Raw genomic sequence first — 18,362 nt, forward strand, 5'->3', positions numbered from 1 at the left:
AGGCGCGACGACGGCGCGGCGACGACCGCGCGGCGACGACCGCGATCACCGCCCTAGAGGATCACGTCGCGCGTCTGGAGCACGTAGTAGACGACGAGCAGTGCCGCGATAACGTACTGGCCGCGGTCGACGTCGTCGTACTCGCCGGTCGCGACCTTGATCAGCGGGTACGCCACGATGCCGGCCGCCAGCCCGTCGGCGATGGAGTAGGCGAACGGCATCACGGTGACGGTGAGCCCGGCGGAGACGGCCCACGCGGGGTCGCTCCAGTCGACCTCGACGAGCCCCTGGAGCATCATCACGCCGACGACGATCAGCGCGATGAAGGAGGCGTACGCGGGGATGGCGGCCACGAGCGGGATCACGGCGAGCGACGCGAGGAACAGGAGCGCGACGACGAGCGCGGTGAGTCCGGTGCGGCCGCCCTCCTCGACGCCGGTCGACGACTCGATGAACGTCGTCACGGTGGAGGTGCCGAGCATCGCGCCGGCGGTGGTGCCGACCGCGTCGGCCATCAGCGGCTTGTCCATCTCCGGGAGGTCGCCCTCGTCGTCGAGGAAGTCGCCGAACTGCGAGACGCCGATGAGCGTTCCGGCGGTGTCGAAGAAGTCGACGAAGAAGAACGTGAACACGACCAAGGCGAACGTGAGCGGATCGACGTCCGCGAGCCCGTCGACGAACGCGCCGGCGATCGGCGTGATGTCGTACTGGGCGGACGGCAGCGACTCCGGGGTGACGACGCCGCGTTCGAAGAGTCCGGCGAGCGTGAGTCCCCAGCCGACGACGGAGGTCGTCAGGATGCCGATCACGATCGAACCCGTGATCCCGCGCGCCCAGAGGACGAAGGTGAACGCGAGCCCGAGGATCCCCAGGATCGCCCACGGGTTCCCGAAGATCCCGCCGAGCGTGACGAGCGTCGCGTCGTCGGGGACGACGATCTGGAGCTCCTGAAAGCCGATGAACAGGAGGAACAGCCCGATCCCGGCACCGACCGAGCGCTTCACCGGTTCGGGGAACAGCCGGATGACGTACTCGCGTGCCCCGACCGCGGTCAGCGCCATGAACAGGACCCCTTCGACGAAGACGGCCGCCAGCGCCGTCTCCCACGGGATCCCGAGGCCCAACACGACCGTGAACGCGAAGAACGCGTTGAGCCCGAGCCCCGGTGCGAGCCCGAACGGTCGGTTGGCGTAAAGCGACATCACGAGCGTCGCGAGCGCCGAGGAGAGGATCGTCGCGATCGCGATCATCTGGACCACCTCGAAGAACTCGTAGCCCGGAATCTGGATCGCTTCGGCGAGGATGAAGGGATTCACTACGATAATGTAGGACATCGCGAGGAACGTCGTGAGCCCCGCCACCAACTCGGTCCGGAAGTCCGACCCGTGCGCTTCGACGTCGAATCGCGCCGCCAGCGTGTCTGCGATCCCCATTGGTTACTCGTGGATACTCTCGGTGTTCAACATAAGGATTGCTACCTGAAATACGCAAATATACACAAATGTGGACATGACTGGAGTCGAAATGTTTTCTCGCCGTCAAAAACTGGTCGAACGTGTGTTCCGGGAGACGGCGGCGGGTTCGGACGCTACTCGAAGGCCGTTAGCGCGCCGACCGGCGCGTCGGTTATCTCGCGGGCCCGGCGCATTCCCTCGTCGCCGACGGCGATGAGCGTGAACACCCCGCCGACGTCGGCGTCGGCCTGAAACGCGATGTCGAGCAGGAGCTCCTGGGTCTCGCCCGAGCGGATCAGGTCGTCGACGACGAGGACGGTGTCGCCGGCCTCGATGGCGCGCCTCGGAAGGTAGTAGGTGAGCTCGATGCCGGAGGCGAGCCGCTGGCGCGACTCGATGAACTCCTCGACGGCGGTCTCCTTCGACTTCTTGGCGTACGCCAGCCGCGCGTCGAAGAAGGAGGCCATCGCCGCACCGAGCGTGATCCCGTCGGTCGCGGCGGTCAACACCACGTCTGGCGAGGTGAACTCGAAGGTCTCGGCGGCGACTGGCGCGACGAGGTCGAGGAACGACTGGTCGAAGACGACTCCCGAGTTGTCGACGTACCCCTCGTCGTCGAAGGCGACGCGGGCGACGAGCTCGTCGGCGAGCGCGTCGCGGCCCACCTCGGAGACGACCTCGCGCGCCCGGTCGGCTCCGGGGAGCACGTGGCCGTTCACGTACCGGTTCAGATCACCCGCCGGCAGCCCCGTGAGCGTCGACAGCTCCTCGTACGTCCGCGTCTCCTTCAGCGTCCGCAACACGGCGACCGCCTGTAGCTGGAGGGCCGCCTTCTCTGCGCGGTTCATACCGATGATCGTGATCACACAACTATGAATACATCGAAGTCACACGACGCAGAGAATATCCACGAACGAACGACCCTCAGCGAACGATTCGCGGACGAACTACCGTTCGCGAACGACGACGAACTCCGCGAGATCCCGGAGGTACTCGATCGCCTCGGTCTCGGGCGGGTCCGCGTCCTCGAGCGCGGCGAGCGCGAGCTCGGACTGGTTGCGCGCTCGCTCGTCGACCTCGTCGGGCGAGAGCGAGGTCACCTGGACGACGCTCGGCCGGTCCATCTCGGCGTCCTGGCCCGTGGGCTTGCCGAGGTCGTCGGCGTCGGCGGTGGCGTCCAACACGTCGTCGCGCATCTGGAAGGCGACGCCGACGCGCTCGGCGTACTCGCCGAACGACTCGATCGCGGCTGGCTCCGCGCCGCCGGCGACCGCGCCGAGTTCCGCGGCCGCGCGGAACAGCGCGCCGGTCTTCCGGCGGGCCAACTCCATGTACTCGGCCTCGGTGGCGGGGCGGGCGGCGAGCTCCGTCGCCTCGCCCTCGCCGAGTTCGACCATCGCCTCGGCGACGGTCCGCATCGCCCGCTCGTCGGTCGAGAAGAGCGCGAACGCCTCGCCGAGCAGCCCGTCGCTCGTGATCATCGCCGGGCCGTAGCCGAACTCGGCCCACGCGGAGGGCGTCCCGCGCCGGACGTCCGAGCGGTCGATGATGTCGTCGATCACGAGCGAGGCGTTGTGGACGAACTCGATGCCGGCGGCGAAGTCGACCGCGTCGTCGGGGTCGCCGTCGAACGCCTCGCAGGCGAGGATCGTCACCGCGGGGCGGACGCGCTTGCCGCCCGCGAGCACGACGTGAGCGAGCTCGTCGGACAGCTCCTCCGGTTCGACGCGGTCGATGACCTCCTCGAGACGGTCCTCGACCAGCGCGACCCGGCGCTCCAGGTACTCCATCCACTGACCGGAGGGGACGGCCGAGCAAAGGCCTAACGGAACGTCCGGACGAGAGGACGACGGGCGGAGCCCGGAGTACGCCTCCGAGGCGTCGTACACGCTCCGCCATACGTGCCACTCGCACGCGCGCTACCGCGGTGGCGCGCCTCCGAGCGAGCCAGCGGCTCGCGAGGAGCCCGCGAGGGAGTTGCGAGCGCGAACGCGCGAGCAACGAGGCTGGGGAGGCGTGAGGTACTGTGCGGGGTGGGGCTCTGGGAACGTTCACCGGGCCAGCAACGACCTCGGCCCGATCTCCGACCTACTGGAACCGGATCCCGAGGTCGTGGAGTCGCTCGTTGTTGCTCGCGACGTTGATGAGAAGCGGGGTGAGCCCCTCGATCTCGGGGGCGTTCGCGATCCCGCCGGCGTCGAGCGCGCGGAGCCCCTCGATCCCCTCGGCGACGTCGGTGACGATCCCCTTCGCGTCCTCGTCGTCGCCGATCACGAGGGTGTCGATCCCGAGATCCGCGTCGAGGTTCGCGAGGCGCGCGGCCGCGAGGTTGTGGAACGCGCCGACGACCGCGACCTCCTCGGGTGCCGCGTCCGCCGCGATCCGCGTGACGGAGCCCGCACCGGGCTTGTGGTAGTGGAAGCCCTCCTCGTCGCGTTTCATCCCGGTGGCCGGCGAGACCAGGATGTCGCCGTCGTCGAGCGCGTCGCCGACCTCCTCGACCGTGTCGCCGACGTGGTACGGCGGCACCGCGAGCACGACCACGTCCGCGCGCTCGGCGGCCGCGACGTTCTCGAACCCGTACACCTCGCGGTCGAGTCCGCGGCTGTCGAGTTCCGTGGTGTACTCCTCGGCTTTCGTCTCGGCCTTCTCGGCGTCCCGCGAGCCGATCAGGACCTCGTGGGAAGTGTCGGCGGCGAGGCGGAGCGCGAGCCCCTCCCCGATGTCGCCGGTGCCGCCGAGTATCGCGATGTCCATGGGACCCGTCGGCGCGTTACGACCTTAGGGGTTGCGTGACCGGCCGTCCTCGCCGTCGGCGGCGCTCCCCGACGCCGACGGGAGCCCTCCCGCCGCCGTCGCCGAGCGATCTTCGGTGCGCCTATACGCAGCCCGGTCGATCCGGCCGCCATGGACGCACAGGACCGCGTTTCCGCGTTCGTCGACGAGCACGGGCTGGAGGCCGACCTCGCGTACCGCGTGCTCGACCTCGAGAGCGAGGTCGGCGAGGTCGCGAAGGAGGTGACGACCTCGACCGACTACGGGTCCGCCCCCGACGACGCCGAGGTCGCGACCGACGAGGTCGGCGACTGCCTGTTCGCGCTGCTCGCGCTCGCCGAGGCGGCCGACGTCGACGCCGGGGAGGCCTTGGAGGTCGCGCTCGCGAAGTACGAGGACCGGATCGAGACGAGCGGGGGAGCCGGCTCGGGAGCGTAGGAGACTCCGAGGACGCCCTCGCCCGCTCACGCGCGGATCTCGATGAGCAGGTCCGCCTCCGGCGACTCGCCCATGATCGACCGGACTCGGTCCCACGAGAGGTCCGCGCGGGCGGTGACGGTCTCGGCCGCGATCGCGCCGCAGGCGTTGGCGACGAGCAGCGGCACCTGGTACTCGCGCGGGTCGTGCGCGAAGCCGCCGTCAGCGATCGCCGGTTCCCTGAGCGCCGCCCCGAGGAACCCCGCGGCGAACGCGTCTCCCGCGCCCGCGGTGTCGACCGCGTCGACGTCGAACCCCGGATGCGAGACGTCGCCGTTGGGGGTGTGGACCGTCGCGCCGTCGCCGCCGTGTTTGACCGCCACGATGCGGTCGTCCGGCGCTCGCGGGTCGATGTCGGTCGCGTCCGCCAGCGCGTCCGCCTCGCGGTCGTTCACGAAGATCAGGTCCGCGGCGTGAAGCGCCGCGTCGTACCCGCGGTCGGTCACCCGGCGACCGGGGTCGAAGCTCCGGGTCGGACCGAGTTCGGCCGCGGTCGTCGCCAGCGCGGCCGCGGTCTCCGGTTTCTGGCCGGTCAGGTGGAGGTGGTCGGCGGCCGCGAGCGTCTCGCGGTCGAGGTCGCTCGCGGAGAACGACTCGTTGGCCCCCTCGTTGGCGAGCATCAACAGCTCGCCGTTCCCGTCGACGATCACGTAGGTGACCGAGGTGGGCGCGTCGGCGTCGACGAGCACGTGGCCGGGGTCGACCCCCGCGCTCGCGAGCTCGCGGAGGGCGAGCGCGCCGGACTCGTCCCCGCCGACGCTGCCGAAGACGACCGACTGGCCGCCGAGCCCCACGACGCCGACCGCGACGTTGGCGGCGCTGCCGCCGCCGGACTGTTCGAGCCGCTCGATCCGCGTCTCCCCGTCGCGCTCGGGCAACTCGTCGACGTGGATCGTCACGTCCCAGTTGATGTGACCCGCGGCGATCACCGCCGGCGGTCCGGTCCCGGTCTCCGGCTCGAGATCGGGATCGACCGCGGGCTCGATCTCGTCGCCGCCGTCGGCGATCGTTCGTCGTGAGCCGTCGTTCGCGTCCGTTCGTCGTGAGCCGTCGTTCGCGTCCGTTCGTCGTGAGCCGTCGTCCTCGCCGCTCATGGCTCGGCCCACGGCTCGGCGGCACCCTCACCGAACAGTTCGCGCATCAGCGTCACGATGCTCTCGGGCGGGAACTGGCCGTGTTCGGTCACGATCGCGTCCATGTACCGCGGCGGCGTCACGTCGAAGGCGGGGTTCTCGACCGCGATCTCTCCGATCTGCTCGCGAGACTCCGGGGCGATCACCTCGTCTTCGGCGCGCATCTCGATCTCCACGGTGTGGCCCGTCAGCGTCTCCGGGTGAAGCTTGATCGTCTGCGCGGCGGTCATGATCGGCACGCCGCGCTCGCGGGCGTTGACCGCCAGTCCCGAAGTCCCGATCTTGTTGATGACGCCGCCGTCGGCGGCGATCGAGTCCGCCCCGACGAGGACGTGGTCCGCCTCGTTCAGGTAGCGCCGCGCCGCGGAATCGACGACGAGCGTGACGGGAACGCCCGCCTCGCGGAGCTGCTCGGCGGTGATATGTCCCTGGTTGCGCGGACGCGTCTCCTTGACTATCGCCTCGATCTCCTTGCCTTGGTCGACGGCGGCCTCGATACACGCGAGCGCGTCCGTCGAGTGACAGTGGGTCATCACCGTGTCGCCGTCGGCGAGGCGGTTCGCACCGACCTGCCCGAGGTCCTCCTGGGCGCGGTCGAGCTGCGCGACGAACTCCGCGACCGCGTCGGTCACGCTCTCCCGTAGCGCCTCCACGCTCCGCCCTTCCATCCGACGAAGGACGTACCGGAGGGCGTTCGGGAGCGAGACGGCCGTCGGCCGCGTCTCGCGGAGCCTCCGGGCGGCCGCGCGCATCGACGCGCGGAACGCCTCCGGGGAGTCGGCGTCGGCCTCGCGCGCCTGCGTGGCGAGCGCCTCCGCCGCGCCGGCCGCGATCGTCGCCGCGCCGCGGATCTCCATCGACGCGATCGCCGCCGTGGTCTCCTCGACGTCGGGGGCGAGTCGGTGATCGGTCATGTCGATACCGTTTCCCGCGAGACGGATATAAACCTCACTCGGCCCGCGCCCCTTCCGTTCCCTCCGTCCCCACCGTTACGCGGCCGGCGCTGGACGCTCATCCGTCCTCCGGTTGCTGGCCGTAGCTCTCGAAGCGCTCCTCGACGGTCGCGAGTTGGTCGTCCGTCAGCAGGTTCGGCTCGCCGATCGCCGACGAACGAACGTAGAGCCGACAGAGGTCCTCGACGTGGTGGGCGTTCTCGATCGCGGTCTCGAGGTCGGGACCAGTCACTACGAGGCCGTGATTCGCGAGGATCGCGGCGTCCGACTCCGCCTCGGCCATCGCGGCGACGACGTTGGCGGCCAGCTCCTCGGTCCCGTACGGCGCGTAGTCCGCCAGCGGTACCTCCCGCCCCACCGCGACGATCATGTAGTGGACCGGCGGGAGCGACACCCCGAGCGTCGCCAGCGTCGTCGCCCACGGCGAGTGGGTGTGGACGATCGCGCCGGGCCGCGCGTGCTCGTAGATCCCCGCGTGCATCGGCACCTCGCTCGAGGGGGCCATCCGGCCCGCACGGCGCTCGCCGTCGACGCCGACCACCGGCACGTCGGCCGCGTCGAAGGCGTCGTACGCCACGCCGGTGGGCGTGACGGCGAACGCGTCGCCGGCGCGGACGCTCAGGTTTCCGGTCCGTCCCGGCGTCAGCTCCGACAGCGCCGTGGCGTACGCCACCACCGCCTCGCGCTCGGAACGGAGGGTCACGCGAGCACCTCCGGGAGCGCCGCGAACTCGTCGATCCGATGGTCGGGTCGTCGCGGACCCGCAAGCTCGTCGCCGGTCGGGTTCTCGCCCGTTCCGCCCGTGAAGAGCACCGTTCGCATGCCGACGGCGTTCGCGCCCTCCACGTCCGCGACGACGTTGTCCCCGACCATGACGGCCTCGCTCGCCCGGAGATCGAGCGCCGAGAGCGCCGCCGTGAACGGGAGCGCACTTGGTTTCTCGCGGCCGACCTCCTCGGAGGTGACGAGCCGATCGATCCGGTCGTCGATATCGAGATGAGCCAGCTTCCGCAGTTGGACTCGCGTCGTGAGATTCGTTACGACGACGACCGCGAGACCGGCCTCACGAAGCGCGTCGAGCGTCTCCTCGACCTCGTCAAAGAGTTCCATCTCCGCCACGTATCCGTCCCAGTACGCCTCGCCGATCGCGAACGCGTCGGCGGCGTCGTGGACGTCGGCGTGTCGTCGGAGCGCCCGCTTGAAGTAGACGAACCGCTCGTGTGAGGCCGCGGTTCCCGCCGTCTCGCGTTTCACGTCCGCACGTGCCCTCGCGTACAGTTCGTCGAACCGTTCGCGGTCGAGGTCGTACCCGCGTTCGCGGAACGTCGAGAGCGCCGCCCGCTTGCCCGCCTCGTTACAGGGATCGTACGGGTAGAGGGTGTTATCGAGGTCGAAACAGACCGCTTCGTACTCCATGTCGAACCCTCGCGGGGCGGCGACTTAAGCGTGGTTCGGCGGGGTCGGTCACCGGACTCAGTCGCCGACTCGACTCCCGTGATCGAGGTCGTACTTGAACGAGTAGCAGTACTTCTCGTAGCCGACTTCCTCGTAGAATCGGTGAGCCTCTTCTCGCCACAGTCCGGACTCGAGCTCGACCGTCTCACAGTCACGGTCGCTCGCCCACTCGTGAAGAAACGAGAGCAGGGCGGAACCGTGCCCCTCCGACCGCCGCGACTCGGTCGTCACCAGGTCGTGGACGAAGACGTGTTTTCCCAGGTAGAAGTTCGTGTCGACGGTGATGCCGGCGACGGCGACGAGTTCAGACCCGTCGTACCGGCCGAAGAGGAGGTACCCCTCCTCGCGCATTCGCTCGTGGGTCACCTCCATCTCGGCGCGGTCGAGGTGATCCCGTAGCTCACGGAGTATCGGATAGGCCGCCTCGAACTCGGGACCGGTCGTGAGCTCGCGGACATCGGTCGTGGTGGCGTCGTCCATTCCGAACGAAACGCCTCCCGCCCGATGCAAGTACGTGTCGGCTCGTGGGTCGTCGAGGGACGCGAGTCCTCGACCGGATGCCGGAACGGCGCCGTACGTTTATCACCGGAAACGCGGCCAGCCCGCCCGTGCGTTGATCACGGACCCGGATCGGGCGAGGCGGGCGTCCGGCGGCCCGACCGGGAAGCGCCCTCGCCGGCTGTCCGCCACCTACCTCTCGTCCACCGGCAGGACCGACAGTACTGCCACCGCCGGATCCGTCCTCACTGCTCGTTCATCGCCTCGCTGGCGATGTTGCGTCCGCGCGAGTTGAGCGCCACCTCGCGGCGAACCCGCACCTCCTCGACGACCTCCAGTTCGATCAGTCGCTCGAACGTCTCCTCGACCTCGTCGACGTCGCTGCCCAGGAACGCGGGGATCTCGAACGGAGAGACGCCCGAGTACAGCGCCATCAACACTTCCCGATCCCGACTCGAGAGGTCGACGTTCGTCGCGCTCCGCTCCTCGCCCTTCCGGAGCCACGACTCGACGAACCGCATCCGCCGTGGCGTCCCGGCGAGATGCGTCTCGATGCTGGTGTCTCCGTCGTCGGTGTGTGACACCTCGATCACGGGTTTCTTCTCGCCGTCGACGGTTCGTCTCGCGGCGTCGAGTCCGCTGATGTCGTCGAGGTCGAACTCCACGAACGCGCCGCCTTCGAGCGCCGCTCCGAGACCGTTCTCGTCGATCTTCACGCGGGCCTGCTCCCAGCCGGTATCCTGGACGACGCCGCCCTCGACGGCCGGATGTTTGGCCAGCAGCGTCCGCTGGTCGAGCAGCGCGCGGTAGACGTCGCGTTCGAACGACTCGTGATCGGCGGCGGCCACTAAGAGCACCTCCTCGCCGAGGTCGAAGCTCACGTAGTTGGAGACGCGAGCGATCGACTGGTTGGCGTCGTGGCGGCCGCCGAGCCGCTCGAGCCGCGAGAGCGGAACCGTGCGCTTCCCGTCGTTGCTCGCGAGTATCAGCCGTCGGTTCGACAACAGGACCCGACCCGGCGTCCAGGAGACGTCGTTGATGGCTCTCCCCTCGCGGACGGCGACCGCGAACCGCGCCTGCGTGTCCGTGACCTTGTACTCGCCGTCTCCGGTCGGCATTTAGACACCACCCGCCCGGAGCTTCGAGACCGCCGAGAACACGCGTTTCCGGACCGCCGAGCTCTCGTCGTCGGTCAGGTCTTCCAGTCGATTCAGCGTCTCCTGTCCGCCGATCTGTCCGAGCACGAACACTGCCTTCGCGCGTACGTCGTCGGGACGTTCGGTACCGAGCCGATCGAGCAGCCGATCCTCGACGACCGGCCCGCCGAGGTTCGTGAGGCTCGTCGCGGCGAACTGGGCGGTCTGTGCGTCGTCGTCGTCGAGGGCGGCCGCGAGCGCCTCGACGGCCGGTTCGGATCGGGGATCGGCGACGCGTCCGAGGATCCACGCCGCGTTCCGACGCTGTCGGCTCTGTGTACCCTCAGTGAGGATCTCGACGAGCGGCTCGACGACCGTCTCGTCGTCGGCCGCCTTCAGCTCGGATACCACTCGATCCCGGACCGCGTGGCTGTGTTCCGTCGGCACGTTCGAGAGCAGCTCGATGACCGAGTACACGGCCGCGTTCCTGACGATCGCGCTCTCGTCGGCGAGCGCACGCGCGAGCGGCTCGACCGGTTTCGGATTGCTCGCGTTCCCGAGCGCGCCGGCGGCGATGCGGCGGAGCGACTCGTCCGAGTCCTCGAGCAGGTCGATGAGCGGGTCGAGCGCGCGGTCGGTCCCGACGGCTCCCAGCGCGTTCGCGGCCGCCCGCCGGACGCGCGGTTCGTCGTCGAGGCGTTCGATCAGCCCAGGAACCGCTCTCGAGTCGGCGAACGTCCCGCAGGCGTGACACGCCCGGAGCCGAACACGCGGATCCGGGTCCGAGAGGGCCCCGACGACTGCGGGAAGCGCGCTCGGCTCGTTGAGGCGAGCGAGCCCGTTCGCCGCCGCGATCCGAAGTTCGGCACGGTCCGCCTCGAGTGCGCGAGCGAACTTCCGGGCGGTGACCCACTCGGCTTCCGACCCGCTCCCGCCGGCGAGTTCCGACAGGAGCTGTTCGAGCGCCTCCTGTCCGATCTCGTCGAGGGCGTCGACGGCAGCCCCACGGACGCCGGCGTCCTCGTCGACCGTCGCCGCGCGGAGGAGCCCGTCGATCGTCGCCTGGTCGTCCTCGTCGGCGAGTTCGCCGAGGAACTCGACCGCACGTTTCCGAACCGCGGTGCTGTCGCTCGCCAGCGCGTCCCTGAGACGGTCGACGTTCCCCTCGCGAGCGTGCTGGTACAGCGACATCAGCGCCTCCGAAACACCCGTCGGCGCTTGTCGATCGGATCGTAGCCGTCGCTGCGGTCCGGCGGGATGCTCTCCGTCATCCCGACGACGAGGACGCCGCTCGCCGCGAGCGACGCCTCCAGGGTATCGAAGAGCGACCCTTTGTGATCCGCGTCGATGTAGATGAGGAGGTTCCGGCACAACACCACGTCGAAGGGTCCCCGAGACCCGTCGCTGATCAGGTCGTGGGTGTCGAACGTCACGAGCCGCCTCGGTGCCTCGCGGACGCGGAACGCGTCACCCTCGCGGTCGACGTAGCGATCCGGCTCCGAGAGCGGCTCGAGCTCCTCGGCGATGTCGGTCGTCCGCGTCGTGTGGTACACGCCCTCGCGGGCGTGATCGAGGGCACCCTCGCTGATGTCCGACCCCAGCACCTCCAGGCGCGCCTCGTCTACGTCGTCGTCGTCACACGCGAGCATCGCGAGCGAGTAGGCCTCCCGACCGTCCGCACACGGCGCGGACCAGACGCGGACCCGCCGCTGCTCGTCGGTGAGACGCCGTAACACATCTCGGAGGACCTCCCACATCTCGGCGTTCCGGAAGAACTCCGTCACGTTGATCGTGAGCGCGTCCATGAGCGCCTCGCGCTCCGCGTCCTCCTCGCGAAGTAGCCGTCGGTACTCGTGGTGCGACTCCATCCCACGACGGCGCATTCGGGCAGTGATCCGTCTGTCGAGGTACGACTCGTTGTAGTAGCCGGGTTCGAACGGAACCGAGTCGTCGATCTGCTTGAGCACGCCCTCGAAGGCGCTCTCGCCGGTCATAGGCTCACCACGTCGAGGACGGCCACGACATCGCCGTCGCCGAGCACGGCCGTTCCGCTGAGTCCCGGCGTTCCCGACAGCGGGCCGTCGAGCGGCTTCACGACCACCTCCTCCTGGTCCAACACCCCGTCACAGTGGAGCGCCACCTTCCGGGTTTCCCCGCGGATCCGGACGAGCATCCCCTCGTCGGCGGCCCCCGCGGCACCGCTCGCGGCCGCAGCGCCGTCGTCGGTGCCGCCGGGATCGTCGGCGTCGCTGTCGCCCTCGATCGAGCCGCCGTCGGTCGCCGCGGCGTGTGGGTCGGCCGCTCCAGCTCTCGACCCGGCGACGTCGAGTCGGTCCGCGAGCCGGATGACCGAGTAGAGGTCGTCCTCGTGGCGGACGACCTCGTCGCCGTGAACCGTTTCCACGTCATCGGCGCGGGAGACCTCGGCGATCGATTTGATCGGGATCCCGTACTCCGTCCCGTTCACGTCGACGAACATCACCTTCACGATGGCGACGGTGACCGGGAGTCGGAAGCGCACGGTCGTTCCCTCGCCCGGCTCGCTCTCGACCGAGACGGAGCCGTCGAGGTCGCGGGCGGTCGTTCTGACCACGTCCATCCCGACGCCGCGGCCGGAGACGTCGGTGACCTCCTCGGCGGTCGAAAAGCCCGGATGGAAGACCAAGTCGTACACCTCGCCGTCGGTCATCGCCTCGACGGTCTCGCGGTCCTCGACGCCCTCCGCGACCGCCTTCTCCCGGAGACGGTCGGCGTCGAGCCCGGCACCGTCGTCGGCGACCTCGATGACGACGTGGTCGCGATCGCGCTCCGCCGTGAGCTCGACCCGCCCGACCGGATCCTTGCCGGCGGCCTCGCGCTCCTCGGTGGATTCGATCCCGTGGTCGACCGCGTTCCGCAGCACGTGGACGAGCGGATCGCGCATCTCCGTGAGGATCGTCCGATCGAGTTCGACGTCGTCGCCCTCGATCTCGAAGCTCACGCGCTTGTCGAGGTCGCGAGCGATGTCCCGGACCAGCCGCGGGAACGAATCGGACACCTGTGAGAACGGAATGAGCCGCATGTCCATCGCGGTGTCCTGGAGGCTGGAGGCGAGCTTGTCGAGTTCATCGAGCGTGTCGGGCTCCGTTCCGGTTCCCTCGAGCTCCCGACGGAGCTTGATCCGGCTCGTCACGAGCTGTTCGACCAGGCCGTACAGCTCGTCGACCTGGTCGACGTCGACCCGGATCGACTTGATCTCTTCGCGATCGGCCGCTCCCGAGGACTCCGGTTCGTCGGCAGCGCCGTCCCCGTCGACAGCGCCGTCCGATTCCCCGCCGACGCCGGCGTCGTCCGGTTCGTCGTCATCGTCCGATGCGATGTCGTTCCCGTCGCTCTCTTCCGAGTCGTCGCCGTTTTTCGAGCGATCCTCGGCAGGGTCGACGGCGGCTTCGGCGTCGGTCGACTCGGTCTCACCGTCCCGATCCGCTCCGGAACCGTCGCTCACGAGCGCGGTTCGCACGCCAGCCACCTGCGTGAGCGCCTCGAGTCCCTCCGTGACGACCGTCGGGTCGGCGTCGGCGACGAAGGCGTCGAAGGTCCCGTCGTACTCGCCCTCCTCCAACGCCTCCGCGTCCGGCCGGGTGGCGTACTCGTCGAAGTTCTCCTCGAGCGCTCGGAGGACGAGCGCCGCGTCGACACCCGGCATCGCGGTCTCGCCCACGGTCACCTCGGCGTAGGTCGCGCCCTCGAACCTGGCCGCTCCGGCCGGCAGTTCGGGAACGTCGATCTCGGCGTCCGCGTCCCCGTCCCCGTCGTCGTCGCTGATCTCGCCGCTGTCGTCGTCGCTGACCTCGCCGCTGTCGTCGTCGCCGACGGCTTCGTCCTCGCGGGCATCGGGATCGACGGTTCCGTGCTCCTCGACCGCTCGGAGCCGCGATTCGAGGCCGGAGGGGTCCGTCGACACCTCGCCGGTCTCCTCGATCTCCGCGACCATCGCCTCGACGGCGTCGACCCCCTCGAAGAGCAGGTCCATGAGTTCCGGCGTGACCTCTCGCTCGCCCCCGCGGACCGCGTCGAGGAGGTCCTCGAGGGCGTGGCCGAACGAGGAGACGTCCTCGTACCCCATCGCGGCGGCGTTCCCCTTCAGGGTGTGTGCGACCCGGAACACGTCGTCCATCGCCGCGTCGTCTCCGGGATCTGCCTCGAGCGCGAGCAGCGCGTTGTTGAGGTCCGTGATCCCGTCTTCGGCCTCCGCGACGAACGCCGCGCGGTGGGAGTCCATCAGGCCGCACCTCCGAGGATCGCGCCGGCGACGTCGTCGAGGTCACACACCGAGTCGACCGCGCCGGTCCCCACGGCGCGTTTCGGCATCCCGTAGACGACGCAGGTGTCCTCGCTCTGTGCGACCGTCCGCGCTCCGGCGTCGGCCATCGCCCGGACGCCCGCGGAGCCGTCGTCGCCCATGCCGGTAAGGACCACGCCGACGAGCGGGTCAGAGACCGTCCCCGCGGCCGACCGCATCGTCACGTCGACGGCGGGCGTCACCGACGCGTCGTCGTCCTCGACGAGTTTCACGCGCAGGCGACCCGCTCGGTAGCTCCCGACCTGCATGTGGCTGCCGCCGGGGGCGACGAGCGCCTCGCCGGCCCCGATCCGCGCGCCGTCGGTCGCCTCCCGAACGTCGTACTCGGAGGCCGCGTCGAGCCGTTCGGCGAACCGCGGGGTGAACGCCTCGGGCATGTGCTGGACGACGAGCACGCGACAGTCGGCCATCGGAAGCGCGGAGAGCACCCGCTCGACCGCCTTCGGGCCGCCAGTCGATGCGCCGATGACGGCGGTCAGCGGCTCCTCGAGGTCGACGTTCGCCGCCGAGCCCCTCGCGGCCCCGCTTCGGGGGTTCCGATCGCGCGTCGCGGCCTCGAGGTCCGCGTCGGCGACCGACCGGACCGCCTCGACGAGCCGATCTGCCTCGCGTGAGACGCCGGTCGACACCTCGCCGCCGGGCTTCGAGAAGAAGTCGACCGCACCGCGCTCGAGCGCCTCGAAGGTCACCTCGGCACCCTCCGCGGTGTGTGCCGACAGCATCAACACGGGCGTCGGCGTCTCCGCCATCAGCCGTTCGACGGCCTCGAGACCGCCCATTCCGGGCATCTCGACGTCCATCGTCACCACGTCCGGCCGCGTCTCGCCGACAACTGACAGTGCCTCCTCGCCGTCGCCGGCCTCGCCGACGACGGCCACCCCCGCGTCGGTCAGGACGTCGCCGATCAGTCCGCGCATGAACGGCGAGTCGTCGACGACGACCACTCGCGGGGCGTCGCTCCGGCCGCCACGCCGATCCGTCGTCCTACTCATGTCCGAAACCGCTCCCAGAGCGAGCATAAACCCACGGACCCAGGAATCACCGGTGATAATTCAGGGGATACCGTTATTGGTCGTCTCGACGCGAGTGGAAGCATGCCAGCCACGGAGGCGGACGCCGAACACACGAAGGTACTGGAGTTCGGCCTCGGCGACGGCACGTACTGTCTGGACATCGGGGTCATCGACGAGATCGTCGACGCCGGCGAGCTCACGCGGATCCCCAACTCGCCCGAGCACGTCGAGGGCGTGATGGACCTCCGAGGTCGGACGACGACGATCGTCGACCCGAAGACGCTCTTTTCGATCGGGGAGACGGGTCCCCGCGAGCGGATCGTCGTCTTCGATGACGACCGAGTCTCGGAGGGCGGGACCGTCGGGTGGATCGTCGACGAGGTGTTCCAGGTCAGAGACGTCGCGCCCGAGGACGTCGACGAGGGGACCACCACCGACGACGAGGGCGTCCACGGGATCGTCAAATCCGACGACCGGTTCGTCGTCTGGGTCGCCCCCGACGTCGACGCCGGCGTCGACGTCGAGATCGACGGAGAAGGAAACTCGGCGGCCGACGAGTCCGTGGAGGCATGATCGACGAGCGAGGGGCGGATCGGCCCGGATCGATTCCGAGCGGATCGGGTTCTCACCGCTGAAAAACGGGTGCCAACGCTTATCGGGCCGCCCGCGATGCTCCACGTATGCGAGTCTCCAGCGGGGTTCCCGGATTCGACGAGCTCGTCGACGGGGGGTTCCCGTCCGACCGGCTGTACGTGGTGAGCGGCCCTCCCGGAAGCGGCAAGACGACGTTCTGCTCGCAGTTCGCGGCGCAGGGTGCCCGAAACGGAGACGACGTGCTGTACGTCAGCATGCACGAGACGAAGGAGGGGATCCGCCGCGACATGGGCGGGTACGACTTCGGCTTCGACCGCGCGCTCGACACCGACCGGGTGACGTTCCTCGATTCCTTTTCGGCGGACGGCCGGCGGTTCTTCGGGCTTCCGGGCGAGCGCCGGGACCGCTCGGGCGTCACGAACCGGCTCACGGGGTTCGTCAACTCTCGCGACATCGACCGGGTCGTCTTCGACTCGACGATGCTGTTGCGCTTCCTGCTCGACGACGACGAGGACACCATGATCCAGCTGCTCTCCTCGCTGAAGCGGACGGACGCGACGACGATGCTCATCTCCGAGATGACCGACCCGAGCGCGTACTCCGAGGAGCACTACCTCGCACACGGCGTCGTCTTCCTCCACAACTACCTGGAGGACGAGGGGATGCGTCGCGGGATACAGGTGTTGAAGATGAGGGGAACCGACGTGAACACCGACATCCAGGACGTCGAGTTCACTGACGGGGGCATTCGCGTCGGCTCGGCCGCGACGGTGACCCGGTGATGTACGCCCGGACCTTCGGGACGGACTGGGATCCGGCGGAGCTGACCCGCGAGGCGGCCATCGATCGGGCGTTCGCGCTCGGCGTTGCGGCGGGCTGCGGGAGCGAACGCCCCGAGGAGCTCGACCGGATCCTCGAGGCGTTCCCCGGCGCGTACGAGCGGAGCATGGTCGAACTCGCCTACGACGAGGGACGGACCAAGGCGCTCGACGCCCCGGCAGAAGAACCCGAGGCCGTCTGGGCGGAGCTGGTCGACGGGGTCGGTACGCCGCGGACGCCGCCGCTGCCGGCGGCGCTCCCCGGAGCCCTCAGTGAACTGACGATCACCCGCTCGCCGAGAACCGGGTCACCGTCCGCGCTTGACCTGCCGAGGTTCCTCCGAAAGTGATTCCTCGGAAGGGTTTTATCGGGGTCGCCCCGATGTGTGAGACATGAGTCCGCTCCCTGACGCTGTCGTCTCCGCCGACAGCGTCCTCGTCAGCGGACCACCGATGAGCGGGAAGTACGACCTCTTCAACCGACTGCTCGCCGCGTGGTCGGACGCCCCCGTCGTCGTCTCGACCGGTCGGACCGCGGAGAAGGTCCGCGCGGATCACGACCGGATCGTCGGGGACGGCGGTGACGACCTCGTCGTCATCGACTGCGTCACCCACCAGCAGGGAGGGAGTCCAGTCGACACGCCGACGACGAAGTACGTGAGCGGTCCCGGCGACCTCACCGAGATCGGGATCAAGTTCACGGACGTGGTCGAGTCGTCGATCGGTCGTGAGCGGGCGGTCGGCGTCTACTCGCTCTCCGAGCTGTTGATGTACTGGGATCCCGACCGGGTCTACCAGTTCACCCGCGTCATGGCCTCTCAGTGCTCGGGACAGGGGTGGCCGTTCGTGAGCGCCGTCGGATCGACGACCCACGACGAGCAGGTGATACACACCCTGTACGAGCCGTTCGACCTGGTCGTCGAGACCCGCGTCGAGGGCGACGAGCGGCAGTTCAGGGTCCGCGACCGGATGGGAGACCCCTCCGGCTGGGAGTCGTTTTGAACGCCCGTCGAGGGCCGTTTTCACCCCACCAGCTCGAACTCGATGCCGATCGGCGGGGCGTCGACGACTCCCCAGTAGACGAACCGGTAGGGGCCCGAACCGAGCGGGGGACAGACGTCGAGTTCGCGTCCCGGAACGGCGTCGACGATGGCCGGCTCCTCCAGATCGATCGACCAGCTGTAGGTGTCGCCCGGCCCGAGCGCGTCGTCCTCGCGGGGGAGGTCCGCGGCATCGCCGGTCGTGGATCCGCGCACGTCGAGCCACCCCTCACCGGTCCGGCGCTGTATCGAGTACGCGTGCTCGCCACGGGTCGTCACCGACGACTCGCCGGCGTTCCGCATCACGAGCCGGAGCGACTGTCCGTACGTCTCGGTGGTCCCCTCCGCGGACAGCTCGAGCGTCGTCCCCTCCGTCTCGACGGTTCGCGATTCGACGGAGGCGTCGAACGGGGCCTCGAGCCGGACGAACTCCTCGTCGGGACACGACAGCGTCTCGGGCGTCCCCTCGGGACCCTGCGGGCCGTCGCCGGCGGCGACGTCGAGACAGCCGGCAGTCGCGGTCGCGCCGAGGACGATCCCGGCCGAACCGGCTCGCCACAGCAGGTCCCGCCGTGAACGCTTCATGTCCGGGCTACGAACGCGACGGGTTTCAACCCCGCGAGTGTGGCCGGCCCGACGGAGTCGCCGGCGATCGCGTTCGGGACCGCAGGCGC

20 protein-coding genes are annotated in these 18,362 nt (G+C 69.5%); 5 read left to right on the forward strand and 15 right to left on the reverse strand.

Annotated features, from left to right (window positions below; genetic code table 11):
* Positions 1-53: 53 nt before the first annotated feature.
* The 4 genes from NO889_RS02340 to npdG form a co-directional block, all read right to left on the reverse strand.
* Complete coding sequence (locus NO889_RS02340; RefSeq protein WP_256410655.1) at positions 54-1,433, reverse strand: NCS2 family permease; 1,380 nt, start codon at positions 1,431-1,433, stop codon at positions 54-56.
* A 155-nt stretch (positions 1,434-1,588) separates the two neighbouring features.
* Positions 1,589-2,302: a phosphoribosyltransferase family protein gene (locus NO889_RS02345; protein ID WP_256410656.1), complete on the reverse strand. Its 714-nt coding sequence runs from the start codon at positions 2,300-2,302 to the stop codon at positions 1,589-1,591.
* Positions 2,303-2,401: 99 nt separating this feature from the next.
* On the reverse strand, positions 2,402-3,244 hold the full coding sequence (locus NO889_RS02350) for a polyprenyl synthetase family protein (RefSeq protein ID WP_256410657.1): 843 nt from the start codon (positions 3,242-3,244) through the stop codon (positions 2,402-2,404).
* Positions 3,245-3,542: 298 nt separating this feature from the next.
* Positions 3,543-4,211: an NADPH-dependent F420 reductase gene (npdG, locus tag NO889_RS02355; RefSeq protein WP_256410658.1), complete on the reverse strand. Its 669-nt coding sequence runs from the start codon at positions 4,209-4,211 to the stop codon at positions 3,543-3,545.
* Positions 4,212-4,361: 150 nt separating this feature from the next.
* Here npdG and NO889_RS02360 point away from each other — a divergent pair, with 150 nt between their 5' ends.
* The gene (locus NO889_RS02360) at positions 4,362-4,667 is read left to right on the forward strand and encodes a MazG-like family protein (RefSeq protein WP_256410659.1); all 306 of its coding nucleotides are present in this window, start codon (positions 4,362-4,364) and stop codon (positions 4,665-4,667) included.
* Positions 4,668-4,693: 26 nt separating this feature from the next.
* Here the strand turns inward: NO889_RS02360 and NO889_RS02365 are convergent, their stop codons facing one another.
* The 10 genes from NO889_RS02365 to cheB all read right to left on the reverse strand — a co-directional run bounded on the left by NO889_RS02365 (position 4,694) and on the right by cheB (position 15,215).
* The gene (locus NO889_RS02365) at positions 4,694-5,800 is read right to left on the reverse strand and encodes an ATP-dependent ribose-1-phosphate kinase (RefSeq protein WP_256410660.1); all 1,107 of its coding nucleotides are present in this window, start codon (positions 5,798-5,800) and stop codon (positions 4,694-4,696) included.
* Complete coding sequence (locus NO889_RS02370; protein WP_256410661.1) at positions 5,797-6,753, reverse strand: ribose 1,5-bisphosphate isomerase; 957 nt, start codon at positions 6,751-6,753, stop codon at positions 5,797-5,799. Before NO889_RS02370 ends, NO889_RS02365 begins: the two co-directional genes overlap by 4 nt.
* A 97-nt stretch (positions 6,754-6,850) precedes the next feature.
* A complete protein-coding gene (locus NO889_RS02375; protein WP_256410663.1) occupies positions 6,851-7,495 on the reverse strand; it encodes a ribulose-1-phosphate aldolase in 645 nt (214 codons plus the stop codon).
* Positions 7,492-8,208, reverse strand: coding sequence for a ribulose-1,5-bisphosphate 5-phosphatase (locus tag NO889_RS02380; RefSeq protein ID WP_256410664.1), 717 nt, complete (start codon positions 8,206-8,208; stop codon positions 7,492-7,494). Before NO889_RS02380 ends, NO889_RS02375 begins: the two co-directional genes overlap by 4 nt.
* Before the next feature lie 57 nt (positions 8,209-8,265).
* The gene (locus NO889_RS02385) at positions 8,266-8,727 is read right to left on the reverse strand and encodes a GNAT family N-acetyltransferase (RefSeq protein WP_256410665.1); all 462 of its coding nucleotides are present in this window, start codon (positions 8,725-8,727) and stop codon (positions 8,266-8,268) included.
* 263 nt (positions 8,728-8,990) lie between these two features.
* Positions 8,991-9,863 carry a CheF family chemotaxis protein gene (locus NO889_RS02390; protein ID WP_256410666.1) on the reverse strand — a complete coding sequence of 291 codons (873 nt, stop codon included), beginning with the start codon at positions 9,861-9,863 and terminating at the stop codon, positions 8,991-8,993.
* Entirely contained in the window at positions 9,864-11,072 is a 1,209-nt protein-coding gene (locus tag NO889_RS02395; RefSeq protein WP_256410667.1) for a HEAT repeat domain-containing protein, read from the reverse strand.
* Positions 11,072-11,875 carry a CheR family methyltransferase gene (locus NO889_RS02400; RefSeq protein WP_256410668.1) on the reverse strand — a complete coding sequence of 268 codons (804 nt, stop codon included), beginning with the start codon at positions 11,873-11,875 and terminating at the stop codon, positions 11,072-11,074. The genes NO889_RS02395 and NO889_RS02400 overlap by 1 nt, the downstream gene beginning before the upstream one ends.
* A complete protein-coding gene (locus tag NO889_RS02405) occupies positions 11,872-14,142 on the reverse strand; it encodes a chemotaxis protein CheA (RefSeq protein WP_256410669.1) in 2,271 nt (756 codons plus the stop codon). The genes NO889_RS02400 and NO889_RS02405 overlap by 4 nt, the downstream gene beginning before the upstream one ends.
* Positions 14,142-15,215 carry a chemotaxis-specific protein-glutamate methyltransferase CheB gene (gene cheB, locus NO889_RS02410; RefSeq protein ID WP_256410671.1) on the reverse strand — a complete coding sequence of 358 codons (1,074 nt, stop codon included), beginning with the start codon at positions 15,213-15,215 and terminating at the stop codon, positions 14,142-14,144. Before cheB ends, NO889_RS02405 begins: the two co-directional genes overlap by 1 nt.
* Positions 15,216-15,317: 102 nt before the next feature.
* Between cheB and NO889_RS02415 the strand changes: the two genes are divergently transcribed.
* From NO889_RS02415 to NO889_RS02430, 4 genes are all read left to right on the forward strand, one after another.
* Positions 15,318-15,809, forward strand: a complete 492-nt coding sequence (locus NO889_RS02415) for a chemotaxis protein CheW (RefSeq protein WP_256410672.1) — start codon at positions 15,318-15,320, stop codon at positions 15,807-15,809.
* Between the two features lie 107 nt (positions 15,810-15,916).
* The gene (locus NO889_RS02420) at positions 15,917-16,612 is read left to right on the forward strand and encodes an RAD55 family ATPase (protein WP_256410673.1); all 696 of its coding nucleotides are present in this window, start codon (positions 15,917-15,919) and stop codon (positions 16,610-16,612) included.
* Complete coding sequence (locus tag NO889_RS02425) at positions 16,612-16,998, forward strand: DUF8057 family protein (protein ID WP_256410674.1); 387 nt, start codon at positions 16,612-16,614, stop codon at positions 16,996-16,998. The genes NO889_RS02420 and NO889_RS02425 overlap by 1 nt, the downstream gene beginning before the upstream one ends.
* Before the next feature lie 43 nt (positions 16,999-17,041).
* Positions 17,042-17,650, forward strand: a complete 609-nt coding sequence (locus NO889_RS02430; protein WP_256410675.1) for a DUF7504 family protein — start codon at positions 17,042-17,044, stop codon at positions 17,648-17,650.
* 20 nt (positions 17,651-17,670) lie between these two features.
* On the opposite strand, the gene NO889_RS02435 is transcribed toward NO889_RS02430, so the two are convergent.
* Positions 17,671-18,273, reverse strand: coding sequence for a hypothetical protein (locus NO889_RS02435; RefSeq protein ID WP_256410676.1), 603 nt, complete (start codon positions 18,271-18,273; stop codon positions 17,671-17,673).
* Positions 18,274-18,362: the final 89 nt, after the last annotated feature.

This window comes from Halorubrum rubrum (assembly GCF_024494685.1).
GTDB classification, from domain to species: Archaea; Halobacteriota; Halobacteria; order Halobacteriales; family Haloferacaceae; genus Halorubrum; species Halorubrum rubrum.